This window comes from Chloroflexus sp. (assembly GCF_034435895.1).
Taxonomy (GTDB): Bacteria; Chloroflexota; Chloroflexia; order Chloroflexales; family Chloroflexaceae; genus Chloroflexus.
Window position 1 is genome coordinate 1 of the sequence record NZ_DAOTWH010000036.1, and the last position, 10101, is coordinate 10101.

Here is a 10101-nt window from a genome sequence, read left to right on the forward strand (position 1 = left end):
AGCGGCGGCAGGATTCGAACCTGCGACCTTCGGGTTATGAGCCCGACGAGCTGCCACTGCTCCACGCCGCGTCACTGTTTGTTACTATAGCACATCAAAATCACTATGTCAAGAGGTTCTTCACTACATGGGGTTGTGATGCAAGCGGAACGGCCAGAACACCTTGATGCGATCCGCATACTCTTTCGCGAATACGCCGCCAGCCTGCCTATCGATCTCGGCTATCAGGGGTTTGAAGCTGAGCTAGCCGCGCTCCCCGGCGTATACGCGCCACCGCAGGGCCGGCTGTTATTGGCGCTTGTCGCCGGTGAAGCGGCGGGATGCGTGGCCTTGCGCCCGTTGAGCGAGACGATCTGCGAGATGAAGCGATTGTATGTGCGGCCACCGTTTCGCCGGTCGGGGTTAGGCCAGCGGCTCGCCAGCCAGATCGTGGCGGAAGCGACGACGATCGGCTACGAGCTAATGCGGCTCGATACCCTGCCCACAATGCACAGCGCGATCCGATTGTACGAATCGCTTGGCTTTACCCGCTGCGCACCGTATTACCCGACCCCGATCGCCGAAACGGTATTTATGGAACGGCGGCTGCGGTGAAGGAGGCGCAGTAATACAGCCCCTCCTCACCGCACCGACCGGTAGCCGCCTTTCACCCCGCGCGGCGACAACACCAACTGCCAGAGCTGGCTGGCCCGCGCCATAAAGCTGCCAGCGCTCATCAGCAGGTAGAAGCGCCACATGCGGTAGAAACGTTCATCATACCGGTGCGCGAGCTGCGGCCATGCCCGCTCGAAATTGGCATGCCACGCTTTCAGCGTCGCTACGTAATTGATGCCGAAATTGTGCCAATCTTCGAGCACAAACGCCCCCTCGAACGCCGCCGCCAACAAGCGCGGCGAGGGCAACATCGAGTTGGGGAAGATGTAGCGTTCGATCCACGCATCGCGCCCTTGGTAAGCGACATTCGTGCCGATCGTGTGCAACAGCATGAGACCATCATCGGCTAACAAGCGACGCGCCGTTTGCATAAACGTACGATAATTGCGATAGCCGACATGCTCGAACATCCCAACCGAGATGATCCGGTCAAACCTGCCGCGCGTTTGCCGGTAATCTTCCAGCCGGATTTCCACCGGCAAGCCACGGCAGCACTCTTGCGCAAGAGTGGCCTGTTCCCGCGAGACGGTAATCCCGACCACATGCACGCCGTAGCGTTCAGCCAGATACTGAGCCGTGCCGCCCCATCCACACCCAATGTCGAGCACACGCATGCCCGGTTGTAGATCGAGCTTGCGCGCGATCAAATCGAGCTTGGCCTCTTGCGCTTCATCGAGCGTGCGCGCACCGCTATCCCAATAGGCGCAACTGTAGATCATGCGGCGGTCGAGCATCGCGGCATAGAGATCATTCCCGATATCATAGTGGCGCTGGCCGATCACGAACGCACCCCTGCCGCGCTGGCGATTGTTCCACCGGCTGTCGAACCAGAGCGGTAGGTTGATTAACCAACCGACCTGCGCCGGCGCTTGCGCTTGGAGCAACCGGCAAATAAACTCATCGATCGCCGCGCAATCCCACCAGCCGTCCATATACGCTTCGCCGAGGCCCAACGAACCACGCAGCAGACAGCGCAAGTAGAGCCGTTCATTGTGAACCTGAATATCCCATGGTTGTGAACCATTGACCGTAATGCCGGCGGCATCGAGCAATCGCACCGCGTAGGTACGGGCCTGCCGGTGGAGAGCATGCAGTTTAGGTTGAGCGACATTCGTTGTCGTTGGCAGAGGAGCCAGTTCGCGTTCAGTCATAGCAACCTCCTTGTATGATGTACGCGAAACGTCTGAACATCCTTCGCAACTGTCGCTTGCCGCATATTCACCTACGGTATCACTTCATCACTTGTCACCCCCTGTTAAGAGCGGTATACTGCTTGCAAAGAAAATCATTGCACATGTGCAGGTTTACTATTATGAAACAACACGACGTTCGCTCCCATTTGCCGCACCAGCTTATCCATGATGTCTACGTCTTGCTGGATGACGGCGACCGACGCGCGCTAGCGCACACCAACCTGACGCCGCTCGAGTTCAATTTGCTGTTGCAACTCGATCTCGAGCAGGGTCAGCGCCTGACTGATGTGGGTGCGAAGCTGCTCTGTGTCAAAAGCACCATTACCCGGCTCGTCGACCGACTTGAGCGCGACGGATTAGTGCGGCGCAATCCCGATCCCGACGATCGGCGGGCGCAACGTCTGATCCTCACACCGCGCGGCGCGGCAGTGCGCGCCGAGGCGCTAGCGATGCACAACGCAGCGGTCGAGCGCCGGATGGGGCTGCTCGATGCAGAAGAGCAGGAGCAGCTCACCCGCTTGCTGTTGAAGTTGCGGGATGGACTAGCTGCCGATCTGGCGGCCCAGCAAGCCATTGAGGCTGAAACATAGCCGTTTCCTCCTCGCCTGCGAATCCTTTGCCTGTGTTCAAACGGTATTCTTTATAATACCGCTTCTTTGATAACAGGCAAGATCGCATGAGTCTGATTCGACTGGCGCTGGGTTGGTTGATTGGGATCGCGTTAGCCGGAACTGTTTCGTTACCGCTGCACTGGTTGGCGCTTGTCGCAGGTGCGGCGGGGGTGGGTGTCGTTGTTGTTGACCGCCGCTGGCGCTGGATGGCGCTGGCGGCGTTGTGTTTGGCGCTGGGTGGGATACGCTACCACGTTGCCCAGCCGTTGCTCGGCCCGCACCATATCGAACGCTGGGCCGGCGCTGATGAGGTGATGCTCGTTGGCAGCGTTGCGGAAGAGCCGCGCCGTGATGATACCGGCCAGCAATTGGTCATCGCTGTTGCTCACGCCGGCGCTGAGGGAAAATTGGCGCCGGCTGAGGGGCGCGTGCTGGTGCGCGCCCCGCCCTACCCCCCATACTATCCGGGTGATCGCTTGCAGGTTAGCGGGAGGCTAACTCTCCCCCGCACTGCCCAACGTCCGGGAGAGTTTGATTACCGCGCCTATCTCGCTCGCCGGAACATCTTTGTGCTCCTAAACCGGCCTACTGCTATCAAGGCATTGGCTGCACGTGAACCGGCGTGGGGCTTGGCCCCGATCAGCCAGTTTCGCGAACTGTGCCGGCGTACCGTGCTGCGGCTCTTGCCCGAACCTCAAGCGGCGCTAGCAATCGGGATCTTGCTCGGTATTCAGGCTGGTTTGCCGGAAGCGGCCCGCACGGCGTTTGCCACGACCGGCACTTCGCATATCTTAGTCGTGTCAGGCTGGAACTTTACCATCGTCGCAGCAGCACTGGCAGCGCTAGCGAAACTCACTCGCCTGCGGCCATGGCCCGCTTTTTGGCTCAGTCTGGCCGTGATGTGGATCTACGCTGGCTTCACCGGTGCATCGGCGGCGGTGGTGCGAGCAGCGATGATGGCCAGTCTCGCGCTCTTGGCCCGTACCGCCGAGCGGCAGAGCGAGCCATGGCGGTTGTTGTTAGCTGCGTGCTGGCTCTTGACGCTGGTCAACCCGCATACCCTCTGGGATCTTGGCTTCCAACTCTCGGCGCTCGCTACAGCCAGCCTGTTTGCGTTTGGCAAACCGGTGGAACGCTGGCTCGATGGGATGCGCTGGCTAGGCCACCCGGCCTTGGCGGCGGTGCGTGAGGCGCTGACGGCGACCTTGGCGGCGCAGGTGTTGACCCTGCCGCTGATGTTGTATCACTTCGGCAATCTGTCGCTCATCGCGCCACTGGCCAACATCCTGATTGTGCCGGTGGTGCCAGTAGCGATGCTGTTGGGAGTGGCAGCATTGATCGGCGGCTTGATCTGGCTGCCGCTCGGCCAGTGGCTGGCGACAATCGCATGGCTGCCGCTGAGCTGGATCACCAATACGGCGCTGGTGCTGGCCCAACCGGCATGGGCAGCGCTGGCCGTGCCATCTTTCCCGCTCTGGCTGTTGCTGCTCGCTTATGCGCTGATCGGCGGCTATTGGCTGTGGCGACGGCCAGATCGCGAAGATATGCGTAATGCTCTACGCCAAACCTAGCGCCTTGTGTTATGATGCAAGAGGAAATATTCTGATATTGGCAAGGAATACGTATGGCCCAGATCGCACCCTACGGCAGTTGGCGCTCGCCGATTACTGCCGCAATGCTCGTCACCAAGCAGGTGAGCCTCAGTTGGCCGCAGATCGACGGCACTGATCTGTACTGGATCGAAGGTCGTCCGCAAGAGGGCGGGCGGAATGTGCTGGTGCGCCGCGCCGCTGACGGCACGATCGGCGATGTAACCCCAACCGGCATGAATGTGCGCACCCTCGTGCATGAGTACGGCGGCCTTAGCTATGTGGTCGATCAGGGAGAGGTCTTCTTTGTTGAGTTTAGCGATCAGACCCTCTACCGCCAGTGTCCCGGCGAGGCGCCGGTCGCGCTGGCTACGCCGGCAGGCTTGCGCTTCGCCGAGATAGTGGCGGATCGGGCGCGTAACCGGTTGATAGCGATTGGGGAAGATCATCGCGGCGACGGCGAAGCGCAGAATTATCTGGTAGCGGTCGATCTAGCCAGCGGTGCGACGACGCCGTTACTCACCGGACGCGACTTTGTGGCCGCGCCGCGCCTGAGTCCCGACGGGGCATGGCTGGCATGGCTGGCGTGGGATCATCCCAACATGCCGTGGGACGCCGCCGAGTTGTGGGTGGCGCCGATCTTGGCCAATGGCAGCCTAGGAACGGCGCACCGGTTGGCTGGCGGCCCCGGCGATTCGTGTTTTCAACCAGAATGGGCCGCTGATGGCAGCCTGCTGGTGGTGGCCGAGCGTAGCGGATGGTGGAACCTGTACCGGCTCGATCGCAACGGCAACGCCACCCCGCTTTACCCGCTCGAGGCCGAGTTCGGCCAACCGCTCTGGCAGCTAGGGATGCGCACCTACCTGCCCTTGGCCAATGGGAGCGTACTAGCGGCATTCTGCCAGTCCAGCCGTTGGCAGATGGCGCTGATCCACCGCGATGGCCGCACCGAACCGATCGACTTGCCGGTCTCGGTCATCAACATCGTTAACGGGGCCGGTGAGCGCGCGCTGATCATCGGCAGTTCACCTACTATGCCAACGACGCTGTTTCTGCTCGACCTAGCCGATCGTTCGCTCACCCCCATCCGGCAGAGCGGCGAACTGCCAGTTGATCCGGCTTACCTCTCGCTGCCCGAGGTGATCAGTTTTCCTAGTGCTGGCGGGCGCACCGCTTACGGCATCTTCTACCCGCCGCACAACCCCGATTTTGTCGCCCCCGCCGGCGAACTTCCGCCGCTGCTGGTGATGATCCACGGCGGGCCGACTGCCGCCGCCTACCCTACCTTGCGCCTCTCGATCCAATACTGGACGAGCCGGGGGATCGGGGTACTCGATGTGAATTACGGCGGCAGCACCGGCTTTGGCCGCGCCTACCGCGAACTGCTCGATGGCCGATGGGGGATTGTCGATGTGGAAGACTGCGTGGCCGGCGCGCAATTTCTGGCCGCCAACGGCAAGGCCGATCCTGCCCGGCTAGTGATCACCGGCGGCAGCGCCGGTGGCTTCACCGTGCTCGCGGCGCTGGCCTTCCACCACACCTTCCGCGCCGGCGCCAGCCACTTCGGCGTCGCCGATCTAGCCGCACTGGCCCGCGACACCCACAAATTCGAGTCGCGCTACCTCGACCGCCTGATCGGCCCCTACCCTGAACGAGCCGACCTCTATCAGGCCCGTTCACCGCTCTACCATGCCCACCAGATCACCTGCCCGGTCATCTTCTTCCAAGGGTTGGAAGACAAAGTGGTGCCGCCGGCCCAATCGGAAGCGATGTACGAGGCGCTCCGCGCGCGCGGCATCGGCACCGAATACGTCCCCTTCCCCGGCGAACAGCACGGCTTCCGCAAAGCCGAAAACATCATCACCGCCCTTGAACGCGAACTGGCGTTTTACGGCGAGGTGCTCGGCTTTACGCCGGCAGTATGACCACAATCCGGCAGACAATCCTCAGGTCATCGCGAGGGGCGCAGCCCCCAAAGCAATCTCCTGCGAGCACGGATTGCATCTACACAGGCATCTGTGCCGCTGAAGCGGGGGATTGCTTCGCGCGCTTCGTTCGGCGCGCAATGACAATGGGGGTGGCGGCGCCCTCTGTCATTGCGAGGGGGCGCAGCCCCCGAAGCAATCTCCCCCTTCAGCGCATCGCATGCCTGAGCGGATTCCTCTCACCAGAGCGGGAGATTGCTGCGCCTCGCTTCGCTCGGCGCGCAATGATAATGGGGGACGCATGGCATGCCTGAGCGGTTCATCCCGCCCTCGGGGGGGATTGCTTCGCGGCGCTCCGCGCGGCGCACACGGACAAGCGGCACAAGATGAACGTTTGATCATCTTGCCCGCTTCATTGCCGGCCAGTTGCGTGCTATACTTACACTATCAAAGCGATTGGTTGCGGGAGTATGTCCTTGAGTACGGAGCCAGCCGCCCTTCTCGAGCGCGCTACAGCCATCGTTGCCGCCCAACTTGCCGGATTGCGCGAACTCTACCACGCCGCCTTGCACCAGCAGGAAGGCGTGGCTCAGCGTGCGCGCCAACTTTCGCGCCAACTCGATGAAGCCGTCGTGCAAGAGCAGTTTGCCCGCGAACGCGGCTTATCCACCGTCGCTATCACGGCGCGGGTCAAGCAATTGCGCACCGAGCACGCCGCCGCGGCTGAAGCTGAAGCCGAATTGCGCCGGTCGCTCCGCCAGCTTGACCAGCTCATTCGCCAGATCGAGATGAGCAGCACCACCCTTACCCGCAATGTCGAAGGCGTGGCTGCTGATCCGTGGGTGCAGGCGTTGCGGGCGCAAGTCATTAAGGGCCGCGAAGAAGAGCGCATCCGGCTGGCACGTGAAGTGCATGACGGGCCAGCGCAAGTGCTAGCGAATGCGCTGATGGGGGTCGAAGTCTGCCAAAATCTGCTCCAAGAGCAGAAGCTGGAACAGCTCGGCTCGATCCTCAGCCAACTAGGTGATAGCGTGCGCGAGGGTTTGCGCGAAGTGCGCAGCTTTATCGCCGATCTCCGTCCGGGCAAGTTGGAAGAACAAGGGCTGGGGCCGGCGCTGCACGAATATATTCGCCGCTATCGCGACACGGTGAGCAGTCCGGTCGTGTTTGAAGCCGATCCGTTGCCGCGCTTGCCGGCTGAAGCCGAGATCGTGCTCTACCGCATTGTGCAGGAGGCGTTGCAGAATGCGCGCAAACATGCCCGTGGCGCGCCGGTGCGGGTGACGTTAACGGCACGCGGCGGGAGGTTGCATCTGACAATCCGCGATGAAGGGCCGGGTTTCGATCTGCGCGAAGTGATCCGGCGTGCTGGACGCGAAAGTTGGGGGTTGACGAGCATGCGCGAACGGGCCGAGTTGATCGGTGCGCAACTGACGGTTACGACCCGGTGCGGCGCTGGCACCGAAGTACACGTGACGATGCCATTGCCGCAACCGGCGTGAGTTATCCGAGGAGTGATGCGTGACAGCGCCATTATCATCCAAGGTCAGAGTATTAGTGATTGATGACCACCCGCTCTTCCGGCAGGGGATCCGCTGGAGCTTGGAGAGCGCACCCGATATTGAGGTGATCGGTGAGGCTGAGAACGGCCAAGAGGCGATCAATCTGACCGAACGCCTGATGCCTGATGTGGTGCTGGTTGATATTAACCTGCCCGGCTTGAACGGGTTGGAAGTGGCGCGCGTGATCAAGCGCCGCGAGCCGCGCACCGGCATCATCGTGCTGAGCGTCTATGAAGATGATGACCAGTTGTTTCAGGCGATCAAGGTCGGCGCGGCGGCGTTTACGTCCAAAGACATTGGCCCGGAAGAGCTGGTGCAGATGATCCGCGATGTCGCCCGTGGACGCTATCTGATCAACGATGCGGTACTGGCCCGGCCCAACGTCGCGGCGCGAGTGCTGCACCAATTCCGTGAACTGGCCGCCACTGACGAGGAGGATGGCGCGAATTTGTTTGCCCCGCTGACCTCGCGCGAAATTGAGATTCTCGATTGCATTGCCCGCGGTCTCTCAAACAAAGAGATTGCGAACGAGCTGAGCATCAGCGGCCAGACGGTCAAAAATCACATCACGTCCATCCTTTCCAAGTTGCAAGTCAACGACCGCACGATGGCGGTAATTGTGGCGATTAAGAAGGGGTGGATTAAGATGGGGTATTCTCAACCGCTTGAGTAGGGATATTGCGACGCAATGTCCCTACGGCGCTCCTCGCAACGCCGTGGCAATCACACGATCGAACCGCACCGTATCGCGGGCCTCCACCACATTGGCAAACGCAAGTCGGGGTAAGCGATTGATCACCGTTTGCGCCGCTTCGTTTGCCAGCTCGTGTTCAGCCGCAGTGAACGTTTCCCGCACTGCTTGCCTCAACCGTTCGGCCTGCCGATCACGGCGGAGCTGGTAGCGGGTGAGCAGACCTTCACCCGCGCCACACAGCCGCGCTGCGCGCCGGCGATCGGCGTTGCAGTGCAGGTAGGCCAGTCCAATCAGCGTAGCCGACACCTCTTCTGGCAAGTAGACTTCATAAGCCTCCTTTTGCGCCATACTCAAATGGGCGACCGCCGCATCACGATTCTCGGCAACGATCGCGAGATAGCCTTGGTGGCGCAGCCAACTGACCCGACCATAACGAATGCCCATCTCAGCAATGATTGCACCGGCGGCGGCGAGATTGCTCTCCGCCGCCGCGATCGCCCCCTCTTCCAGATCGATGCTAGCGAGGCGCAAATGCGCTTCCCACAACGCCATCGCGTCACCGCCAGCGGCTAATTCTGCAATCAGACCAGCAAACATCCGGCGCGCCGGCAATAGATCGCCACGCGAACGCAACGCTTCGGCCAGATCGCACCGGTAGCGATGCACCATGATCTGATCGCCGTTGCGCATTACCAGATCAACCGCTTCGCGCAACATAGGCAAGGCCTTGTGGTAGTGACCGTGGATGCAGTAGCCGACGCCGAGTTGATTGAGGGCATAAGCTAACGGAGCCGGCGCGGCGATGCGCCGGGCAATGACGATCGCTTCGTTGAGTATGGCTGTGTACCGTTCTTGGTTGCCGGGAAAGCGGTTGAGCATGCCTTGGAAGGCCAATCCCTGCGCCACATCGGCCTCTTGCCCCGCTTGGCGCGCTAGCGCAATCCCTTGAGCCAGCAGATCGCCGGCCTGTAACGCACCCTGCTGCGATGCGAGATAGCCGACCGCGATCAGCGCGCTGCCGCGCAACGCCGGTGGGATGGCTTGCGCCGGCCCAGCCACCAACAGCGGTTCGACCAAGCGCCCCTCGTAGACCGCGCGCCGGCTCAGCCAGTAGACGCGCAGCGCCGCGGTGATGCGCGCCGCTACCACCCCGCCGTCGGTATGCAACGACCAGCGAAGCGCCGCGCGCAGATTGGGCAGTTCAGCATCAAGTTGGTTCAGCGTCGTAGCGGCGGCTGCGCTTTCGAGCAGCGGGCCGGCAGTTTCGGCAAGGTTGGCAAAATAGGCGGCGTGGCGCGCATAAATACTGGCCGCTTCAGGGTGCGCGCGCAACCGTTCGGCAGCAAAGACCCGGATCGTTTCGAGCAAATGCAGCCGTCCACTGGCGTCAACCTGCACCAACCCCGCCTCAACCAGTGAGTCAAGACTGTCCACCTCTAGCGCCGCCGCTGCCGGTGCGTCAAACGTACCCGCAAACACCCCCAGACGGGCAAAGCCATCGCGTGCTGCCGGCTCCAGCAACCGTTCGCTCCACGCAATGGCGGCCTGTAACGAGCGCTGATGCGCCGGCAGATCGGCAAAACCGCCGGCAAACTCGGTTATCCCGGCATCAAGGCTAGCCAGCAACGCAGCCGGTTCGAGCGTATCGACGCGGGCCGCAGCCAACTCAATCGCTAGCGGCAAACCATCAAGCCGCTGGCACAGCGCCGCAACCGTCGCTGCATTGGCCGCGCCAAGGGCAAACGCCGGGTTCACTGCCGCTGCGCGCTCACAAAACAACCGGGTGGCCGGTGCTGCCGCCACCGTACTGACCCGCCGGGTGGCCGGCAAGGCGAGCGGCTTGACCGGAAAGCGGGTTTCGGCGCGCAGGCGG

8 protein-coding genes and 1 tRNA gene are annotated in these 10101 nt (G+C 61.9%); 6 read left to right on the plus strand and 3 right to left on the minus strand.

The window, feature by feature from the left end:
• Positions 1–71, minus strand: a tRNA-Met gene (locus U9R81_RS02050).
• Positions 72–138: 67 nt separating this feature from the next.
• Between U9R81_RS02050 and U9R81_RS02055 the strand changes: the two genes are divergently transcribed.
• Complete coding sequence (locus tag U9R81_RS02055; RefSeq protein ID WP_322493873.1) at positions 139–594, plus strand: GNAT family N-acetyltransferase; 456 nt, start codon at positions 139–141, stop codon at positions 592–594.
• Positions 595–620: 26 nt separating this feature from the next.
• Here the strand turns inward: U9R81_RS02055 and cfa are convergent, their stop codons facing one another.
• Positions 621–1805, minus strand: a complete 1185-nt coding sequence (gene cfa, locus U9R81_RS02060; RefSeq protein ID WP_322493874.1) for a cyclopropane fatty acyl phospholipid synthase — start codon at positions 1803–1805, stop codon at positions 621–623.
• A gap of 161 nt (positions 1806–1966) precedes the next feature.
• Here cfa and U9R81_RS02065 point away from each other — a divergent pair, with 161 nt between their 5' ends.
• The 5 genes from U9R81_RS02065 (at position 1967) to U9R81_RS02085 (ending at position 8207) form a co-directional block, all read left to right on the plus strand.
• Positions 1967–2437 carry a MarR family winged helix-turn-helix transcriptional regulator gene (locus U9R81_RS02065; RefSeq protein ID WP_066783349.1) on the plus strand — a complete coding sequence of 157 codons (471 nt, stop codon included), beginning with the start codon at positions 1967–1969 and terminating at the stop codon, positions 2435–2437.
• 86 nt (positions 2438–2523) lie between these two features.
• Positions 2524–4029 carry a ComEC/Rec2 family competence protein gene (locus tag U9R81_RS02070; protein ID WP_322493875.1) on the plus strand — a complete coding sequence of 502 codons (1506 nt, stop codon included), beginning with the start codon at positions 2524–2526 and terminating at the stop codon, positions 4027–4029.
• Between the two features lie 53 nt (positions 4030–4082).
• Entirely contained in the window at positions 4083–5972 is a 1890-nt protein-coding gene (locus U9R81_RS02075) for a S9 family peptidase (RefSeq protein ID WP_322493876.1), read from the plus strand.
• 470 nt (positions 5973–6442) lie between these two features.
• Positions 6443–7474 (plus strand): sensor histidine kinase, encoded by a 1032-nt coding sequence (locus tag U9R81_RS02080; protein WP_322493877.1) that lies wholly within the window; start codon positions 6443–6445, stop codon positions 7472–7474.
• Positions 7475–7493: 19 nt separating this feature from the next.
• The gene (locus U9R81_RS02085) at positions 7494–8207 is read left to right on the plus strand and encodes a response regulator transcription factor (RefSeq protein WP_322493878.1); all 714 of its coding nucleotides are present in this window, start codon (positions 7494–7496) and stop codon (positions 8205–8207) included.
• Between the two features lie 21 nt (positions 8208–8228).
• Here U9R81_RS02085 and U9R81_RS02090 read toward each other — a convergent pair.
• On the minus strand, positions 8229–10101 hold a 1873-nt coding region (locus U9R81_RS02090; RefSeq protein WP_322493879.1), incomplete at its 5' end, for a hypothetical protein.